Below are 18,564 nucleotides of genomic sequence, written 5' to 3' on the forward strand. Positions count from 1 at the left end.
TAATTATTTGAAGATGTTAGATACCGTTAATGCCAGTGTGGCTGCTGTTGAGGCGATTGCCATCCATGCAGTGATACTCATTGGTGCACGTTCAGGTTTTTGAGGAACAATAACCTCGGAGCCAGGGGTTACTTTTGGATACCGATGAATGATAAACCCTCTTGTAATGCCGGTGGTTCCGTTAGGGTAGCGAACATAGGTCTTTCCTTTTTTAGCTCTTAAGCCAAACCCTCCGCCCTGGGCGATATAGAATTTCGCTCTTTTTCGTTTTTTATACGTTGTGGATACAGGGTTCAATACTTCTCCAGAAATACGAACCGTCTGGACTTTTGATGGCACTGTAATTTCATCTCCCGGCGACAGGAAGATATCGTATTTACCTCCTGGGTTTGCCATAATATCCTGCAGCCTGATTCCCACGACTTCAAAGTCCAAATCAGTAAGATCAATTGATTTATCTCTTTTGAGCATTTCACCCTCCAGTGCTTTCTGCTTATCTGTTTTTACAATTTTACGTGTAAGCATTGCTCCTTCTGGATACGCGTTGGCGCTAAATCCTCCTGCACGTTTAATAACGTCAGAAATACGTTCATTCTCTGAACTCAAAGAATAATCACCAGGATAGATTACATCACCAGTAACAGAAACTACTCGCTGTGTTTTATAGCCTGGCGACTTACGAATATAAATTTTATCAAAAGGCTGGATTTCAAAACTACCATCCTCTTCAGATAATTTCAGATCCTTGGTGATATCCATGCGATAAATCTTCGCAATATCCAAAGAAGAGGTTTCCGCCTGCTCCCCTTCGTGTCTACGAGCAACCTCTACACGAGCTCCTGAGGCTTCAATTTTAAATCCTCCAGCCATCAGAATCAAATCCTTTAGCTTCATACCTTTACCGTACTTCAGCTGGCCAGGGTGCATTACGGGACCACTAACAGTCACAAATTGCGTCTCACGCATATCTGTAATAGAGGAAATCGTCACAAAATCTTCCCGTTGCAGCTTGACATCCTCCTTGCCTGTGATTACCCCCTTAACCGAAAAGGATAACACTTCATCAGACATATCCGCCGCTTTTCTATAGATATAGGCACGCCCTAAATAAGCATCCTCTTTCAAGCCCTCTGCTTTCTTGATCAGATCAGAGACCATCAAACCGTCAGAAAGTTCAAAAGTCCCTGGGCGAAATACCGCCCCTGCAATCTGAACCCGATTAGCAAAACGGTTCAAAACTGCCTTAGCGACGATAGAGTCACCGCTATGTAAAACAGTAGTAGAGAATTGATCCTGCATGACATCCTTAATCAACTGCTCACGACCGTTTTTTCTATAAATTTCCAATCGGTGTGAATAGGCATTCTCCGTAAAGCCTCCTGCGACCTCAATAATGCTACTTAAGGTCTCTCCCTCTTTCGCCTCAAAAAGACCATTTCTCTTAAACTGCCCCTGAATCACGACCCTTAGGTCATAAGTAGGCACTTTAATAATATCATCATTCTTCAGTTGAAGATCGGCACTTCCGTTACCGTGAATGAGGTAGTCATAAACATCAACCGTTTTAAATATTTTTCCATTTCTGATGACCTGAACCTTTCTAAACGATCCTATTTTATTCGGGCCACCCGACAAGTACAAAGCATTAAACAATGAAGCTGTAGATGGCAGAGTATAAGTTCCTGGCATGACCACTTCGCCAATGACATTTACCGTAATTCCCTGCAACTGCCCCATGCTTACCTGCGCAAAAGTATCTGGGTGGCTACCGTTCATTCCACTGAAAATAGTAGACAGGCGTTTTAGTATTTTTTTCTCTGCTGCGCCAAGTGAGAGGCCATAAACTGAAATTGGACCAATATCAGGAATAACCACTGCCCCAACTTTATTAATTAATAAGCGATAATTTTGCTGGGAAGCACCCCATACCTCAATGCGAACTTCGTCACCAATACCCAATTTATAATCTTTCGATGGATTTAGTGCCACTGAAGGCTCAAAGGTCAGGTTTGATGCATTAAACAAATTAGACCCAAAAACACGGTGAGGTACATCCTCTTTTAAAGGACTGTCTTTCTCTGAGTACACTGGCGTTACCTCAGGGGTATTAACCTCAGCAGGCAGATCACTTTGCGAAGCCACTTCTGAAGCACCGCTAACACCTGCTAACCTGGCCTTTAACTTCACCACCTGTGCTTCAGGAACTCCTTTCGCCTTGGCAAACATGTCGATATCATTAACCGTGAGACCTCTTTTGGTCATTTCAGCTTGAATCTGTGCAATCTGAGCGTCCGTCAAGTCATCAACATTCTTTTTAGAAAAATCCATCTCGCTAAGATTGACTCCATTTACCGTTTGCGCCTGCACATTATGGACAGAAAGCATAAGACTGAAGAAAATCAGTAAGCATGAAATGTAGGGAAGTAGTTTTTTAGTATGCACCTAATTACTATTATTATTGGTTTACAAATTCTGACAGACACAGCTTCGCCCTCTCAGTCCCATATAATGAAACATCCCGAAAGCACAAAGCTGATAAATTCAAAAAAAAGTAGGTAAATTCAATTTTCAGGCTGCAAAGATATTCCGAATTAAAAGAGGAAGCAAAGACCTTCGGAATTTTTACAATCATAACGGTAATCATTCTTTATATAAGCCAAATCAGTAGCTAAAATCACTTGATTACTGCTATTTTTATGAATTTGATACCTTAAAATAAATGTTCAACATATTAAAGGCTTATTCATCCTTTTTCTTAAACAACTCCAATTTATTCACTTCGTAAAAATTGATTCCATTTTAGTTCCTTTGTTTTTATTAGGCAATTGCCCAATAACCACCTATTTTTGCATTTTACAATCAGACCTGAACAATTTAAGCATGCAAATATCCGCCTTAATCAGCCGAGAACTAAAGATGGAATGGCGTCAAAAATATGCATTGAACGGTTTGCTGCTCTACGTAGGTTCTACAGTATTTATCTGTTACCTAAGCTTTCATATGCAAAGTGGAGCAATGACCGTACCGATTTGGAATGCCCTTTTTTGGATCATCCTATTGTTTGCCGGAATAAACGCCGTCGCGAAGAGCTTTCTTCAGGAGAGCGAGGGACGAAACTTATATTGGTATCAGCTGGTGGCTCCTGAGTATATTATTATCGCCAAGGGCATCTATAATACGTTGCTCCTGCTGACCCTCGGACTGGTGGCTCTATTATTTTATGCGACTGTGCTGGGGAACCCGATCATGAACTACCCAGTGTTTATTAGCACGCTGATTTTAGGACTGACAGGCTTCAGCTTCACCCTGACGATGGTTTCTGGCATAGCTGCCAAAGCACAAAACTCGGGTACCCTGATGGCTATTCTTGCTTTCCCTGTCATTATTCCCATTTTACTGATGGCACTCAAATTGAGTAAAGGAGCACTTTTAGGCGTTAATTTTACGGACAGCATTCCCCATCTCCTTACACTGCTTGCGGTAGATGTTATCGTGGCAGCGATCAGCATCATACTGTTCCCCTACCTGTGGAGAAGCTAAAGCAATAGCATGACTATCTAAACATCAATTATAATCATCGAAAATAGTGATAAGACTTTTCCAAGAAGTCGATCAAATACCCATGCTTTTTTGATAAAACACACTATTTTTGAGAACTTTTTATCACAATCAAACACAGTCATGAAAAATTACTGGTGGAAAATATTGGGCGTAGTATTAGTTGCCTATACCATAATTGGCGGCTTACTCTTCAACGTTCCGCGTTTAAACATCCTCAATGAGACGATTCGGAACCTGCACTTTCATGTGCCGATGTGGTTTGGCATGATCGTGATGCTTTTGGTTTCTGTCGTTTATTCCATAAAATACCTCACCAATGGTTCTGAAAAAAATGATGCCTTTGCAGACCAATTTGCACAGGTAGGTGTATTTATGGGCGTTCTGGGAATTATCACAGGTATGATCTGGGCGAATTTCACCTGGGGAGAGCCTTGGAGCAACGACCCCAAACAAAACGGCGCAGCAATCGGCTTACTGATCTACTTTGCCTATTTCATTTTACGGGGATCACTTGAAGACCCACAGCAAAAAGGCCGCATCAGTGCGGTGTATAACATTTTTGCTTTTGCGCTACTGATTCCATTGCTTTTCATCCTGCCAAGACTAACGGACTCGCTGCACCCTGGCAACGGGGGCAACCCAGGCTTCAATGCCTATGACCTGGACAGTCAGTTAAGGCTTGTTTTTTATCCTGCAGTGATTGGCTGGATTCTGCTGGGCGTTTGGCTTGCGCAGATCAAATCAAGAATTGCCGTGATTAAACGCCACCGACATAATCAAGAACTTGAAGCAGCTGCTTTCACAACAAAATAACCACCCACAGCAATACGCATTATTATGAAGAAGATTTTTTTAACATTATTGGCCGCAGGTACATTTTCCTCCACCTTTGCTCAAGATAAAATTCCTGTTGAGCAAAAAGATTATGAGAATACACAAGTGCAGATGGCTGACAATTTTCGTGGTGAAGGAAAAATTTACGTTGTTGTAGCCGTAGCACTGACAGTATTGGGCGGTTTTGCGGGCTATGCTTTCCGCATCGACAAGCAATTGAGCCGACTCGAAAGCGAGATCGAAAAACAATAGGCTACCTACGCACAGTTCTATTCATAGCAAGCAGGGATATGCAATCCCAATCAACAAACAACAAACTCATGAAGAAATCACATATTTTTGGAATTGTCATTATCGCAGTCGCCATTTTGGTTATTGTCAGTACCATTGGCGATTCAAGCACCTACACCACCTTTACCGTAGCGCAGTCAATGGCTAAAGATGGTGACCGTCAGGACATTCACGTTGTTGGGCAGCTCACCAAAGATGACCAAGGCAACGTTCAGGGCATCAGTACTGGAAAGGACCTTGTCTCTTTCACCTTCAAGATGGTGGACAATGATGGAAAAATAGAAACCGTATTTTACAATCAGCCCATGCCACAGGATTTCACCAAGTCCGAGCAAGTGGTGGTGATCGGTTCCTATAAACCCAACGGCCTTTTTGTTGCCAACAAGATTTTATTGAAATGCCCTTCAAAATATAAAGAAGAGCAAACCATCTAATTCTCCCCTCTACCCAACAGAGGTTTAAAGGTCCGCATTACTCTTTAGCCAAAAAATCACTCAATGATGAACATATCCCTTGGAAATATTGGGCACCTGCTCACTATTTTCGCTTTTATCACATCGCTTGTTGCTGCTTTTTCTTATTATAAAGCAACAGCAGGATCAAAGCTCAAAGCCAACGACTGGCTGAAGAATGGGCGATGGGCTTTTCTGGCTCACGCCGTCACCACCCTTGGTGTCTTTGCCATTCTATTTACGATCGTCAGTGGCAATCACTTTGAATATAACTATGCCTGGAGCCACAGTTCCAAGCACCTCCCCTGGTACTATATGCTATCTGCCATGTGGGAAGGACAGGAAGGCAGCTTCCTGATTTGGATGGTATGGAACGCCCTGCTCGGTGTTGTTTTAATCTTCACCAATAAATCATGGGAAGGCCCCGTGATGGTCGTTTTTGCCTTGGTGCAGGCATTCCTTGCTTCCATGGTACTTGGCGTAGTGGTTGGGCATACACAAATTGGTTTGTCGCCATTTGCCTTGCTGAGAGATGCAATGGATGCTCCAATCTTTCTTTCCAACCCCAATTTTATCCCTGAAGATGGCTCGGGCCTGAACCCTCTTCTTCAAAGCTACTGGATGGTGATTCACCCTCCCATTTTGTTTTTAGGGTTTGCGACTACTTTGGTTCCATTTGCCTACGCTACCGCAGCACTCTGGACGAAGCGTTACCAGGATTGGGTACGCCCCGCACTTCCGTGGACATTGTTCTCTGCCGCAGTGCTCGGATTTGGGATTTTACTTGGTGCCTACTGGGCCTATGAAACACTGAACTTCGGTGGTTACTGGAACTGGGACCCCGTTGAGAATTCATCTTACGTTCCATGGTTGATTTTGGTGGCAGCCATCCATACCATGATTGTATTTAAAAAGAATCATACGGCACTGAAAAGCTCCCTTGGGCTTTGTATCGCCGGATTTGTATTAATCGTCTATTCTACTTTCCTCACGCGAAGCGGTATTTTGGGCAATGCCTCAGTACACAGTTTCACTGATCTGGGCTTGAGTGGTCAATTACTGATTTATCTGGCCGTATTCACCATAGGTGGATTCGGTTTGTTCCTCTACCGATGGCGTGATTTGCCTGTTGAGGGTGAAGAGCCTTCGGTTTACAGCCGAGAATTTTGGATTTTCATTGGAGCGACCACCCTATGCCTGATGGCATTTCAGGTGATCATTCCTACCTCGATTCCGGTATGGAACAGCATTGTTAAGGCCTTCGGCGGAATTTCAAATGTTGCGCTCCCAACCGATCAAGTCGCCTTTTATTCCAAATTTCAGCTTTGGTTCGCCGTAGCCATTGCGTTACTATCGGGTACGGGACAGTTCTTTTACTGGAAAAAGATGGATGCGCAGAAATTCTGGGATGCCATTACCATTCCTTTTATTCTGACACTTGTTTTCTCTGGTGCCATCATTTTACTCTACCCTATCGCTGATCTGTCTTACATTGCATTGGTCACCGCAGGGATGTACTGCCTTACCGCCAATGGTTTTATTCTTTTCAGCTTGCTGAAGAAGAGCCCGAAACTTTCAGGTGGTGCCGTAACCCATATTGGAATGGCGCTGATGCTGATCGGGATTTTGTTCTCGGCAGGTTATTCCAATGTCGCTTCTTTGAATCAAACAGGAATGCCTATTTTCAAGGACGCCAAGGACAAACAGTTTGATCAGGAAAATTTGGTATTGTGGGTCAATAAAGATCGCCAAATGGGGCAGTATATACTGAACTATAAAGGCCGAAGACTTGAGGTGGATGGCATGCCCAATTATGTTGATCACAACCTTTTGAAATCAACAGGCGACAGCAGAATGAAAATTGCCCGTGAGGACCTTGCCTACGAAGGGCGCACCTATTTCCACAAAGGCGACACCGTAGAAGTTCACCCTGAAAACATCTACTTTGAGGTGGATTACAAGGACCTTTCAAATGGTCAGAATTTCACCCTCTTCCCACGTGCACAGGTCAATCCAAACATGGGCATGGTGATCTCTCCTGATATTAAAAGAGGACTCACTGGTGACCTCTATACGCACGTTTCCGCATTTATCACTCCTGATCAGGAAACGGAGTGGAGCCCTGCAAAAACTTTTGAGGCAAAAATGGGCGAGCAGTTCATCATTAATGATTTCGTTTGCCGTTTCGATTCCCTCACCAAGCTGAACAAGATTGGTGATATGCCTTTGAATAAAGAGGATGTGGCTGTACAGGCGACAGTAACTATTTTTGATCAAAACAGATCCTATGAAGTCAACCCAATCTTTTTGGTCAGTGGGCAGCAAGTAGGAAAAATCCCTGAAGTATCCGAGGATTTAGGTATTAAACTGAGCTTGTCCAATATCAAACCCAAGGAAGGCATATTTGTCTTTGAGGCACAAACAAGCCAAAAAGATTATATTGTACTCAAAGCCCTGAACAAACCATTTATCAATGTGTTATGGCTCGGGACCCTTTTGGTGATGATTGGCTTCTCTATTGCGATGGTCAGAAGATATCAGGAATTTAAAAAGCTGAGAGACAAAAAATCAGGCAAACGATTCACCGCAGAAAATAAAACAGAAAAAAGTATCCCTTCCTGAAAACAATCAGAAGAGTTGTGAAGTTATAATAGCAGACTGCCATAAATACAGTCTCTTATAGATTTTCGGTGTGTTACATCGATCTTCTTATATTTAAGTTACCGACTCACGTCGGCATTACCACTTGTATCATTATAGTGGAGATTAAATTGAAGGATAGCACTTGAAACTGCTATCCTTTTTTTTGTCGTTTTTTTCAGCACCATGCTTGACAAATGATTATATTTCAGTAATTTAAGTACAGACAATTAATCGATTCAAAACTTTGAAAAATTCCTACTCTTTGAAAATCAAGTCATAAAAGTACCGAGATCATAACCGCTTGATAAAGGTGCCTTTTGTGACCATTATGGTATTATCTTTATCTGTACGCTTATGAATTTCATCACGCACGAATCTTTACATCAACGATTTAAAGGCTGGATCTCCAATATTGACTTCTGGCAATCAGAAATCCGATTTTTCAAGAAACAACAAGAGCTGATCCTCGCCCACTCTCAGGATGAAACACATGCGAGGATGCTTAATGAATTGGCCCATCACCAGCGTTTACTCTCCAAACTCCGACAAATTATTTCCGCCCATTCCTCTTTCTATTGTGATTACGTTAATCGGAGAGGAGAATTTCCCGATCAGGCAATTGGTGAGGAGGATTTTCACGAAAGTGAAAAGCACCTTCAGGTATTTAAGCGAAGTTATAAAAAGCTTAAAGAGCGACTCCGAAAAAGATCGCTTGCCACCGCCTGAACGTGACAGCTTGGAGCGCAACGGTGTAGGTAACAAATGCCTGTTACCGCCGATCAGCCGATGTGACTAAAAACAAAAAAGCTCCCTGAATTTGGGAGCTTTATACTTTTATAATAAATCTTCAATAACCTTTTCAATCGATAACCCCTCGGCCTCGGCCTTAAAGTTCCGAAATACCCGATGGCGCAAAATAGGCTCGGCCACCGCCTTAACGTCTTCAATATCGGGTGAGTATTTACCGTGTAGCAAAGCGTGGCATTTAGCCGCAATTACGAGCCACTGAGAAGCTCTTGGCCCTGCTCCCCACTCAAGGTATTTTTTTGAGAATGATGGTGCATTAGGACTCGTAGGTCTTGTTTTATTCACCAGCATCACGGCATATTCCACCACATTATCGGCAATTGGCACCCGACGCACCAACTGTTGATAAGCTAAAATCTTATCTTTCCCCATTACTTTATTCACCTGTGGATTTGCTCCAATAGTCGTTGCCTTCACAATGCTCACCTCCTCTTCATAGGTTGGGTAGTCCAAATAAATATTGAACATGAATCGGTCCAGTTGCGCCTCAGGAAGTGGATAAGTTCCTTCTTGCTCAATGGGGTTTTGTGTTGCTAAAACGAAAAATGGCTCATCAAGATGATAGTGTTGCCCTGCAATGGTAACCGAGTACTCCTGCATGGATTCCAGCAAAGCAGCCTGCGTTTTCGGAGGCGTCCGGTTGATTTCATCCGCAAGTAAAATATTGGAAAATATCGGCCCTTTAATGAATTTAAAGTTACGCTCTTTGTCCAATGTTTCGGACCCCAAAATATCAGAAGGCATTAAGTCAGGGGTAAACTGAATACGGTTAAATGATAGATCAAGCACCTCAGAAATTGTCTTAATCAACAGGGTTTTGGCCAAACCAGGTACTCCTACCAATAAGCTGTGGCTTTTACAAAACAGCGAGGTCAATACTTGTTCGACAACTTTCTCCTGCCCCAAAACTACTTTCCCGATTTCTTTTTTCAGTAAGCTGAAATCTTCAGCTAATTGATCTGCAGCGGTGACATCTGAATCAAATAAACTCATATTATTACTTTGGCTTAACGTTGGATAAGGTGGTACCTTTTTGGTAAGGAACGAAAGTTACCCATAAAAGGAAGTCCTAATTTGGGAAAAATATCACTAAATAATTAAAAATCGTCCATAAAAAAAGCAATAGACCTGTATAGACCTATTGCTTTTTCTTCTGATGAAAGTCGCTATTACTTAATCATCCAAAATTCCACAATCTTTATATTCATCCGCTACCTGAATGAAAACATCATCCTTGGCCGTCTTGAACCATTTGGAAACTTTATCACCCTGCTTTTTATTCAAAGCAGCCTGCTGAATCTTAAGGTAATCATCTTTAAGGTTGGCAACATGCGGCGCGACCTTTTTACTGAAATACAAAATCCTTACCGCTTCAGTACCATCTTGCTTACGGTAACGAATTGGTTTAGAAACCGATCCAACCTTCATGGTATCAATGGTAAAGAAAATTGTTGGGTCAAGGGCTTCTACTGAGACAATATTACCATCAGACTGATCTGTGAAATAACCACCTGTATTAGCGGTGTGCTGATCATCAGATTCCTCTTTAGCCGTTGGTTCAAATTTGATAGAATCGGCTACGATGAGCGTACGCAGACTGTCCAGGTAATGCTCAGCCACTTCAATATCGCCATCTGATACTTTTGGTTTGATCAGAATATGGCGAGAGTTAAACTCATTCCCTCGGCGATCGATCAACTGAATAAGGTGATAACCAAAATCAGACTTTATAGGGTCTGAAATTTCTCCCTTTTTCATGGTCATGGCTGCTTCCTCGTATTCAGGCACCAATTTCCCCCGGGACATCCAACCCAAATTACCTCCAAAGGCACCTGATCCTGGATCTTGAGAATATTTTTTGGCAAATTCTTCAAAGGAACCACCCGCCAAAACTTTCTTCTTAATATCGAGCAAAGTCTCTCTCGCTACTTGCTCTTCTTCCTCGTTAGGCTTAGGGTCTTTAACAATCTGCGCCAGTTTCACTTCAGTGGAATAGTAAGGTAAACTATCCTGTGGAATATGACGGAAGAATTTACGCACCTCATTAGGGGTTACCGTAATATCCTTGGTGATTTCATGGTGCATGGTCTGCTTGGTGATGTCTTCTTTCACACGATCGTACAGTTCCTCCTTGAAATCCTCAACAGACTTTCCGTAATACTCTTGAATTTTTTCTTCGCCACCTACTTGTTGCACAAAATAAGCCATACGGCGATCCAGTTCACCATTAACCTGATCATCAGAAACCTCCACAGAGTCAATCTCCGCTTTAGCGACCATCAATTTATCGACGATCAACGACTCGAGCATCTTACATTTGGTCATTCCTGAATTCATCTTTCCTTGCGAAAGATACTCCAGGTAAGCACGCTCCAATTCCGATTTCAAAACAATATAGTTATCCACCTTTGCGATGATCTTATCCGCAACTACCGCATCTTGGGCATAGGCACGGCTTGATAATCCACTCACGCAGAAAATAATGAAACTACTTAGCAGCAGTGGGAAAAATTTCAATTTCATGATTCCTTTCAGCTCGATTATATATTTCTTTTTCTAAATTTTTCAGCAACTCCACCTTTCGTTTGTTCCTGACAATATCCGCCACCTGCTCTCGAACAAATGACAATGGTGGTACTTCCTCCAAACCTCTAAATTCCTTAATTTTTAAGAAATAAATCATTTCGTCGGTAGATCGTTCTGCAAAGGTATTCTTTTTAAGGAAATTGCCCTTGTTTTCAACCTCTCCAAAGGGAGTATTTTTTACCAATTCATCAAACGCGACCCATTGTTCCTCGTCCAGGGCATAATTTGTCGCATATTGAAAACAATAGGCTTTCAGTTTGTCCTGATCCGCTGATTTACTCGACCGAAACCACTTCCTGAAATTTTTCAGCTGTGGCGACGACTTGGGCAACTGAACGAAGGTTCCGCGCACGATATTTTGCTTCAACTCAAAGTTAGCTTTATTTTTTGTAAAATAATCGTCTATCTCCGATTCTGAAACATTTGATTGCATATGTCGGCGTACATATCGCTTTTTAAACTCATAAACCAACAAGGATTTGCGGTAAGCTTCCACCCTTCGGTTTATTTCCGACAGGTCAATCCCCTCGGATTCTGCCTGCTGAATAAGCAGCTGATGCTTCACCCAGGCATTTGCAAGACGATGTAAATTTTCGACACTATCCTTATCAGTCCCCCGATGTAAACTGCCATCGTTTAGGTCTTCAAGGTGCAATTGTTTATCTCCTACCGTCGCAACAACAATACGCTGCCCAACACCTGACTCCTTCGGGTTGAAGTACTGACAGGAAGAAAGCTGTAAAAGAATACAACCGCCCCAAATTTTATAATACTTGCTGATATATTTTCTGTAGTTCACGCTTATTGACTTTTACTTTATACTGCTTCGAAAGCTGGCTTAACCAGTCCGCTTCCAATTTAGCCTGGTAATCATTCATCACTTTCAGTCTGCATTCCTCCAAAGGTAATGCTTCAGCGGCCTTCACTCCGTTAATTTTCACAGACCATTCCCATCCGTCGACAGTGACCGAATCCACTTGCCCGACAACAATGTTCGACAAATGATTCAGCACCTCAAATTCTTGCTTGCTGAACTGCCCATTTTTAGTCACAATTTGTTTGTAAGCAGGATCTGAACTGATGTCAGCAACAGACATTCCACCTTCCATAGCCGTATTTACAGCCGAGAGTAACGCTTTATCTTTTGCACCAAACGCAACAACATCAAACTGCTCCGCTGTCTTGTATTTTGACTTATTCTCCTGATAATAATTTACCAGACCAAGAGAATCTTTGGACGCTTTTCCCCACACCTTTTTTTCCATAATCTCGAACAACACCATTCCGTCGTGGTATTCCTGCGACAGGAATCCATATTCAGGATGCTCTTCGCTCAAGTGCGCTTTTTCCATCACAAAAACGGTATCCTGTAACCATTTCTGGTAATGTTCCGCTGTATTTCCCGCTGCCAATAACTGACGTAATGATGATGAATACACTGGAAGTCCCTGAACACTCACCAATGCCGCTGAGCTGTCCGCTTTAAAAAGGCTATCATAATCACTCACTTTTTTCACCTGATATTTTTCGGCCAATTTTGCAACCACCATTTGTTTGCGCTGATCATCCGCAACAGCTCTGCGCAATTTTCGCTCAATGCCTTCCTTCATTTTTTCAAAAGGAGGAACACCCTTACGGTCCAACAACTTCACCAAGTGCCAGCCATAGGTTGTTTTTATTGGAGCACAGACCTCTCCTTTATTTTTCAATGAAAAAGCCGCCTTTTCAAACTCGGGTACCATTCGCCCTGCGCCAAACCACGGCAACTCCCCACCTCTGTTTTTTGACCCAGGATCATCGGAAAACTGTCGGGTGAGTGCCTCCCAGTTTTCACCATCTTTTACCATACTGTAAATCACCTGAATTTTATTCTCGGCAGCAGACACCTGCTCAGGGCTATTCTGTGGGGTTCGGATCATGATATGCGCCACTTTTACCTGACCACGTGCTGCACGTCGGGCTTTAGGGTAAATCAAATGGTAACCAAACTGGGTGCGCACGGGAGCACTTACCTCTCCGACAGGAGTGGCATAGGCTGCCACTTCAAAAGGATAAACCATCTGAAAAGTTGAAAAATAGCCCAAATAGCCGTTGTTCCGCTGGGCTGAAGGATCTTCTGAATACTTTTTTGCCAAAGTATCAAAAGATGCTCCCGCCTCAAATTCCGCTTTAATCTTCATTACCTTCTGATACGCTTTAAGGGTATCTTCTGGGGAGGCATTCTGCGCAACTTTAATCAGGATATGCGAAGCACTGACTTCTTCTTTGGAGCGATTGTAGGCTGCCAGCACCAGGGAATCATTTAACTGATTCGATAAAAGGTATGGCTTAGCGAGTTGGTCAATATACTGATTGTATTCTTTAGTAAATGCCTGTGTGGTATCGATCCCCGCCGCTTCGCCAGCGATCACTTTCCGCTGAAAATCGATATAGGAAGACAAATATTCATCGACGGCCTCTTTGGTTACAGGCTTATCAGAAATCTTATTACTTTTTTCAAAAGCGTAAATAAAGGCATCACTGGAGACCGTCTTATCGCCGACCTTCAGCAATGGTGATTGTTCATCACTTTTAGTCGCGATGAAGGTCTGGCAGGCAGACAGAAATAGCAGTGAAAGCAAAGTTGATCTTAGGACATTCATAAAAAATTAACCTTTAAACGGTTGAAAAAGTGTTGTATTGCTATTTATTAAAATATTTTGAACCCCTAATTTCACTTTTTTTGAGACAAAAAAAAACCGCAAGTTGCGGTTTTACAGTAATGTTATTCAATAATGCCATTAAATGCATTTGGAGAGTCGGTAAACGTGTTTGGGTGGCAAATTAAAGTATTCAATCCTGTCCATAATTTTATCGACAAGCTGCAAACCCAGGCCACCTTTTCGTTTGTCTTCAATCAGTATCGAAACAGGTACCGATTGGTGGTTTTCAATATCATAGCCAAGCTCGTGCTTATCTACAATTTCAAAAACGATGTATCCTTCTTTTTTTCGGATCGTCAATTCTATAAAATCATGCGCGTCACATTGGTGCGAATGTATCATTACATTTGCGCACACCTCATCAACAGCCAATGCTAAATTGTAGGCCATTGTATCAGAAATACCAATAGTGTGAAGCGTGTGTTTCACAAAGCCACGAAGTTCAACGAGCTTATTTGTGCTACAACTGACTTTATGCCGAAATTCCATCTAAAATTGCTTTTGCTTGCTTTTGATTGTCAACAATAGTAATCAATTGGTCTAATCCTAATATTGAGAATGTCCCTTTCACCTTCGGGTCTGGGCCATACAATACAAAACCAATGTCTTCACTGTTGATTGTCTGAAGATAGGACATAAATACACCGAGACCTGCCGATGAGATATAAGTTAGGCGACTTAAATCTACCATCACTTTTTTCTTATTTTCTGCAAAGGCGTCTTCAATAGCGGTATCAAGATGAATGGACGAACTGGCATCCACTTCCCCAATCACCTCAATGATATATTTATCATCCTCCTGCGATTTACGTATCTCTACCATAATCAGATATACGGATTTATTTTTAATGAGTTATTATTATTTAAACTTGACGACCATTGTTGTGTAGTCATCATTTGGCGGATGATCGTCACAAAAAGAATATAATCCTTCGATCACCACATCCTGAATTTTATTCACATCATACTCCGCATACGACTGCACGAGCCGTTTAAGATGGTCAAAACCAAACTCTTGCCTTGCATCGTTATGTGCCTCTACAATACCATCGGTATACAAAAACAAAACATCCCCTTGCTCATAAGTGAAGGTGTTATTGTCGATAAAATTTCGGAACTGATTTTTTCCCCTGATAAGCCCCAAACCTATGCCTCGGTCCTCTAAATACTCCGCCTGTTGCGTTTCTTTTTTATAAACCAGCGTTGGGCAATGTCCTGCCCGAGCATAATCGACCCTTCTTCTTTTCGTATCTATTAACAGTAAAGTTGCGGTAATAAAAGTGGATTTATCGAGACAACGACTGAGGGCATCATTGGCGATATCGAGATAATCAACAGGCTGAACACCAATATTAAACAAGGAGTGAAACACTCCCTTCATCTGTGCCATATAGAAGGCTGCGGAAGTTCCTTTACCCGAAACGTCAGCCACAATCATGGCATACCGGTGATCATCCAACTGATGAAAATCGTAATAATCCCCACCCACCTGATCTGCCGCTTTGGAGAAGCAGGCCAAGTCGAAAAATTCATTTCCTAAATCATTTTGCGGCAACAGACTTCGCTGAACGCGCCGTGCAATTTTTATTTCTTCCCTGAAACGCTCATTTTCCAACGCATTACTCATCAGTCGGAAATTCTCCAAAGAAACTGTCGCCTGATTAATAAAGGTCATTACAATGTCCTCCATTTCTTTATTAAAGCCGTCCGCGACATCTTTCAAAAGATACATAGTGGCCACCACTTTATCCTTGATCAGGATGGGGCACACCATCAGCGACCGATAATCATAATGCCCCAGCTTCAGGGTATTTTTAATCGGGATGAGTGATTTTGACAGGTGGCGGTTACAAATGAGTTCTACCTTCTGCTGATCGATGAAACCTTCTTTCAGTTCCATCACGCCATCTTCACTAATTCCGTGACGAGTGCTGTAAGTCGCATCATCGTTGTCAATTTTTATTTCCAGCCATGCAGCACTTGCCGCCACTGTACTGGCGCTGGAGTCGAGCAGGATCTCATAAATTTGTTCGGGAGTAGATCCTGAGATTCGTTCTGCCAAACGACTGAAATTGATGGCCTCTTTTAACTTTTGCTCAAACACCGAGGAAGTCGGAAGGTTGAACAAGGTCACCAGCAATGAGAATACAAGATATAATGCAATAAAGAATGTTGTAGCGATAAGCGAAGGGAATTCCACAACATCAAGATTGACCTGACTTTCTATATGTGAAAAGTAATTCACCCGCACGAAATAGACCAAATAGGCGATGGTCAATAGGATCAGTAATATGCTTCGCCATTTTTGACCAGAGTCAAGATAAGCAACCCACTTCATGTTGATCGACAATATCACGGCCAACACCAATAGATATGCCAGATACACCAGCTGAAAGCCTTTCATTTCAAAAGGCAAGAAAACACTCATGACCAATCCCACTAACAAACTGTACTCAAACAGTCGCCAAATGAACAGGAGGGTTCTCGACTTCTGATAAAGCACTAAGCGTTTGGAAACAGAAAACGAGGAAATGAGGAATAACAAGGACAGGCCTAAAACCACATGCCCTGTAAAAGCATCGAATAGCACATTGGATTCCCATGACTTCCCGATATCGGTTTCAAGAAAAAAGAAAATGACCAAGGCAATGATGGTCGCTGATAATCCCGTAACGAACATTCGCCACAGCAACTCCTGGATCTGAATTCGCTCTGAAGAGGCTGTTTGATATCGAAAGAAAATATAGGCACTGAAAGTAAAAAGCACCAAAAACATTTCTGGCAACTGCTTATCAAGCCTAAAGCCGACCCCCAAAGGATCGTTATGCCCTATTGCCAAGTCGGCAAAAGACATCCCCACCCAAGCGGCAATTGCTATAAATAAGCTTAATCTTACTATATATTTATCTGAAGGCATAAATTATTAGGAAACGCATCGAATTTACAGTGTGAAGATACCAATAAAAATTCATTATGTCCTAAAATCAAAAAAAAAGCTACCCGTCAAGAGTAGCTTTTTAAAATCGTGTAATCTATATTTTTCTATCTGCTGTAATTTGGTGCTTCACGCGTAATAGTAACATCGTGAGGATGAGACTCATGCGCACCAGCAGCAGTAATTTTTACAAATTTGGCCTTTTTCAGGTCGTTCACACTTCCTGCGCCACAATAACCCATTCCAGCTTTCAAGCCACCTACCATTTGGTATAGGACTTCAGATACGCGGCCTTTGTATGCCACACGCCCTGAGATCCCTTCAGGTACCAATTTCTTGATATCGTCTTCAGCGTCCTGGAAGTAACGGTCTTTTGATCCGTGCTCCATTGCTTCCAAAGAACCCATTCCTCGGTAAGTTTTGAATTTACGACCTTCATAGATGATCATTTCACCAGGAGCTTCTTCTGTTCCTGCCAGTAACGAACCGATCATTACTGTTGATGCTCCACCTACAAGGGCTTTAACCAAGTCACCTGAGAATCGGATACCACCGTCGGCAATTACAGGAATCCCTGAACCTTCCGCCGCTTTAGCACATTCGTAAACTGCTGACAACTGAGGAACCCCAACACCTGCAATAATACGCGTTGTACAGATCGACCCTGGGCCAACACCCACTTTCAATGCATCGGCACCCGCTTCAATCAAAGCAGTTGCTGCTTCGCCAGTAGCAATGTTACCAACGATTACATCAAGCTCTGGGAATTTTTCCTTCACGCGCTTAAGTGCATCAATCACCCCTTTAGAGTGGCCATGAGCTGTATCAATTGAAATTAAATCAACACCCGCACCAACTAATGCTTCAACGCGTTCCATCAAATCACCAGTAACACCTACTGCAGCACCTACACGAAGACGACCAAATTCATCCTTACATGCGTTAGGACGGTCTTTATTCTTCAAAATATCTTTGTAAGTGATCAGTCCTTTCAGTACGTTATCGTCATTGACAATCGGCAACTTCTCAATTTTACGAACCTGAAGGATATCTTCTGCTTCTGAAAGTGTTACCCCAGGAGATGCTGTAACCAAATTTCCTTTGGTCATTACCTCTACTACAGGCGACTTCATATTTTTGTGGAAACGAAGATCACGATTGGTCACAATCCCTACCAGGTGGTTTTGAGAGTCTACCACAGGAATACCGCCTACTTTAAATTCGTTCATTAGACGAACGGCATCACCTGCTGTTGAATCAATGTTTAAAGTAATTGGATCGAGGATCATCCCACTTTGGGAACGCTTAACACGGCGAACTTGCTTCGCTTGCGCTTTGATGGGCATATTTTTATGGATGATGGCAATACCACCTTCCAAAGCCATAGCAATGGCTAATTCAGCTTCCGAAACAGTATCCATGGCCGCAGAGACCAAAGGGATATTCAGTTTAATATTTCGGGTAATGAATGACGAAGTATCCGTATCACGTGGCAAAATTTCTGAGTATGCCGGACGTAACAAAACGTCGTCATACGTGAGGGCTTCGTAAGTAAATTTATCTTGATCTAAAGACATGGCAAATAACTTTAGGTAGTTTATTTGCAGGACAAAAGTACGGCAATAATTTAACAGTTGGAATGCGATCTGTCATTTTTTTTCAATAATGCAGTAAAATTATTAGGCGTATATTCGCTAAAAATCATAATATGTTGGATTATTGAATTAAATATTGATGGCGACTCGCTGCCTTT

General features: G+C 42.3%; 15 protein-coding genes. 6 read left to right on the top strand and 9 right to left on the bottom strand.

Annotated features, from left to right (window positions below; translation table 11 throughout):
• Nucleotides 1-3: 3 nt before the first annotated feature.
• Nucleotides 4-2,385 carry a polysaccharide biosynthesis/export family protein gene (locus AABK40_RS11645; protein ID WP_338397149.1) on the bottom strand — a complete coding sequence of 794 codons (2,382 nt, stop codon included), beginning with the start codon at nt 2,383-2,385 and terminating at the stop codon, nt 4-6.
• Between the two features lie 495 nt (nt 2,386-2,880).
• Here AABK40_RS11645 and AABK40_RS11650 point away from each other — a divergent pair, with 495 nt between their 5' ends.
• The 6 genes from AABK40_RS11650 to AABK40_RS11675 all read left to right on the top strand — a co-directional run bounded on the left by AABK40_RS11650 (nt 2,881) and on the right by AABK40_RS11675 (nt 8,507).
• A complete protein-coding gene (locus AABK40_RS11650) occupies nt 2,881-3,540 on the top strand; it encodes a heme exporter protein CcmB (protein ID WP_332922424.1) in 660 nt (219 codons plus the stop codon).
• 93 nt (nt 3,541-3,633) lie between these two features.
• Nucleotides 3,634-4,374 carry a cytochrome c biogenesis protein CcsA gene (gene ccsA / locus AABK40_RS11655; RefSeq protein WP_332922438.1) on the top strand — a complete coding sequence of 247 codons (741 nt, stop codon included), beginning with the start codon at nt 3,634-3,636 and terminating at the stop codon, nt 4,372-4,374.
• 24 nt (nt 4,375-4,398) lie between these two features.
• A complete protein-coding gene (locus AABK40_RS11660) occupies nt 4,399-4,647 on the top strand; it encodes a CcmD family protein (protein WP_332922425.1) in 249 nt (82 codons plus the stop codon).
• Between the two features lie 68 nt (nt 4,648-4,715).
• Nucleotides 4,716-5,120, top strand: coding sequence for a cytochrome c maturation protein CcmE domain-containing protein (locus AABK40_RS11665; RefSeq protein ID WP_332922426.1), 405 nt, complete (start codon nt 4,716-4,718; stop codon nt 5,118-5,120).
• 63 nt (nt 5,121-5,183) lie between these two features.
• Nucleotides 5,184-7,760, top strand: coding sequence for a heme lyase CcmF/NrfE family subunit (locus tag AABK40_RS11670; RefSeq protein ID WP_338397150.1), 2,577 nt, complete (start codon nt 5,184-5,186; stop codon nt 7,758-7,760).
• Between the two features lie 375 nt (nt 7,761-8,135).
• Nucleotides 8,136-8,507 (top strand): hypothetical protein, encoded by a 372-nt coding sequence (locus AABK40_RS11675; protein ID WP_332922428.1) that lies wholly within the window; start codon nt 8,136-8,138, stop codon nt 8,505-8,507.
• 108 nt (nt 8,508-8,615) lie between these two features.
• Here the strand turns inward: AABK40_RS11675 and AABK40_RS11680 are convergent, their stop codons facing one another.
• The 8 genes from AABK40_RS11680 to guaB form a co-directional block, all read right to left on the bottom strand.
• Entirely contained in the window at nt 8,616-9,581 is a 966-nt protein-coding gene (locus tag AABK40_RS11680) for an AAA family ATPase (protein WP_332922429.1), read from the bottom strand.
• Nucleotides 9,582-9,761: 180 nt separating this feature from the next.
• Complete coding sequence (locus AABK40_RS11685) at nt 9,762-11,111, bottom strand: peptidylprolyl isomerase (protein WP_332922430.1); 1,350 nt, start codon at nt 11,109-11,111, stop codon at nt 9,762-9,764.
• Entirely contained in the window at nt 11,077-11,973 is an 897-nt protein-coding gene (locus tag AABK40_RS11690; RefSeq protein WP_332922431.1) for a peptidyl-prolyl cis-trans isomerase, read from the bottom strand. The genes AABK40_RS11685 and AABK40_RS11690 overlap by 35 nt, the downstream gene beginning before the upstream one ends.
• On the bottom strand, nt 11,939-13,816 hold the full coding sequence (locus AABK40_RS11695) for a peptidylprolyl isomerase (protein ID WP_338397151.1): 1,878 nt from the start codon (nt 13,814-13,816) through the stop codon (nt 11,939-11,941). Before AABK40_RS11695 ends, AABK40_RS11690 begins: the two co-directional genes overlap by 35 nt.
• Before the next feature lie 138 nt (nt 13,817-13,954).
• On the bottom strand, nt 13,955-14,365 hold the full coding sequence (locus AABK40_RS11700; RefSeq protein WP_332922433.1) for an ATP-binding protein: 411 nt from the start codon (nt 14,363-14,365) through the stop codon (nt 13,955-13,957).
• A complete protein-coding gene (locus tag AABK40_RS11705; protein WP_332922434.1) occupies nt 14,349-14,699 on the bottom strand; it encodes an STAS domain-containing protein in 351 nt (116 codons plus the stop codon). The genes AABK40_RS11700 and AABK40_RS11705 overlap by 17 nt, the downstream gene beginning before the upstream one ends.
• A 36-nt stretch (nt 14,700-14,735) precedes the next feature.
• On the bottom strand, nt 14,736-16,793 hold the full coding sequence (locus tag AABK40_RS11710) for a PP2C family protein-serine/threonine phosphatase (protein WP_332922435.1): 2,058 nt from the start codon (nt 16,791-16,793) through the stop codon (nt 14,736-14,738).
• A gap of 125 nt (nt 16,794-16,918) precedes the next feature.
• Nucleotides 16,919-18,388 carry an IMP dehydrogenase gene (gene guaB / locus AABK40_RS11715; RefSeq protein WP_332922436.1) on the bottom strand — a complete coding sequence of 490 codons (1,470 nt, stop codon included), beginning with the start codon at nt 18,386-18,388 and terminating at the stop codon, nt 16,919-16,921.
• Nucleotides 18,389-18,564 lie beyond the last annotated feature (176 nt).

It is taken from the genome of Persicobacter psychrovividus, from assembly GCF_036492425.1.
GTDB lineage: Bacteria > Bacteroidota > Bacteroidia > Cytophagales > Cyclobacteriaceae > Persicobacter > Persicobacter psychrovividus.

Bases quoted from the DNA above. Each gene is read 5' to 3' on its own strand.
- AABK40_RS11660 (WP_332922425.1), top strand. From the start codon at position 4,399: ATGAAGAAGATTTTTTTAACATTATTGGCCGCAGGTACATTTTCCTCC.
- AABK40_RS11670 (WP_338397150.1), top strand. From the start codon at position 5,184: ATGATGAACATATCCCTTGGAAATATTGGGCACCTGCTCACTATTTTC.
- AABK40_RS11675 (WP_332922428.1), top strand. From the start codon at position 8,136: ATGAATTTCATCACGCACGAATCTTTACATCAACGATTTAAAGGCTGG.
- guaB (WP_332922436.1), bottom strand. From the start codon at position 18,388: ATGTCTTTAGATCAAGATAAATTTACTTACGAAGCCCTCACGTATGAC.
- AABK40_RS11695 (WP_338397151.1), bottom strand. From the start codon at position 13,816: ATGAATGTCCTAAGATCAACTTTGCTTTCACTGCTATTTCTGTCTGCC.
- AABK40_RS11680 (WP_332922429.1), bottom strand. From the start codon at position 9,581: ATGAGTTTATTTGATTCAGATGTCACCGCTGCAGATCAATTAGCTGAA.
- AABK40_RS11700 (WP_332922433.1), bottom strand. From the start codon at position 14,365: ATGGAATTTCGGCATAAAGTCAGTTGTAGCACAAATAAGCTCGTTGAA.
- AABK40_RS11645 (WP_338397149.1), bottom strand. From the start codon at position 2,385: ATGCTTTCTGTCCATAATGTGCAGGCGCAAACGGTAAATGGAGTCAAT.
- AABK40_RS11650 (WP_332922424.1), top strand. From the start codon at position 2,881: ATGCAAATATCCGCCTTAATCAGCCGAGAACTAAAGATGGAATGGCGT.
- AABK40_RS11705 (WP_332922434.1), bottom strand. From the start codon at position 14,699: ATGGTAGAGATACGTAAATCGCAGGAGGATGATAAATATATCATTGAG.
- AABK40_RS11665 (WP_332922426.1), top strand. From the start codon at position 4,716: ATGAAGAAATCACATATTTTTGGAATTGTCATTATCGCAGTCGCCATT.
- AABK40_RS11685 (WP_332922430.1), bottom strand. From the start codon at position 11,111: ATGAAATTGAAATTTTTCCCACTGCTGCTAAGTAGTTTCATTATTTTC.
- AABK40_RS11710 (WP_332922435.1), bottom strand. From the start codon at position 16,793: ATGCCTTCAGATAAATATATAGTAAGATTAAGCTTATTTATAGCAATT.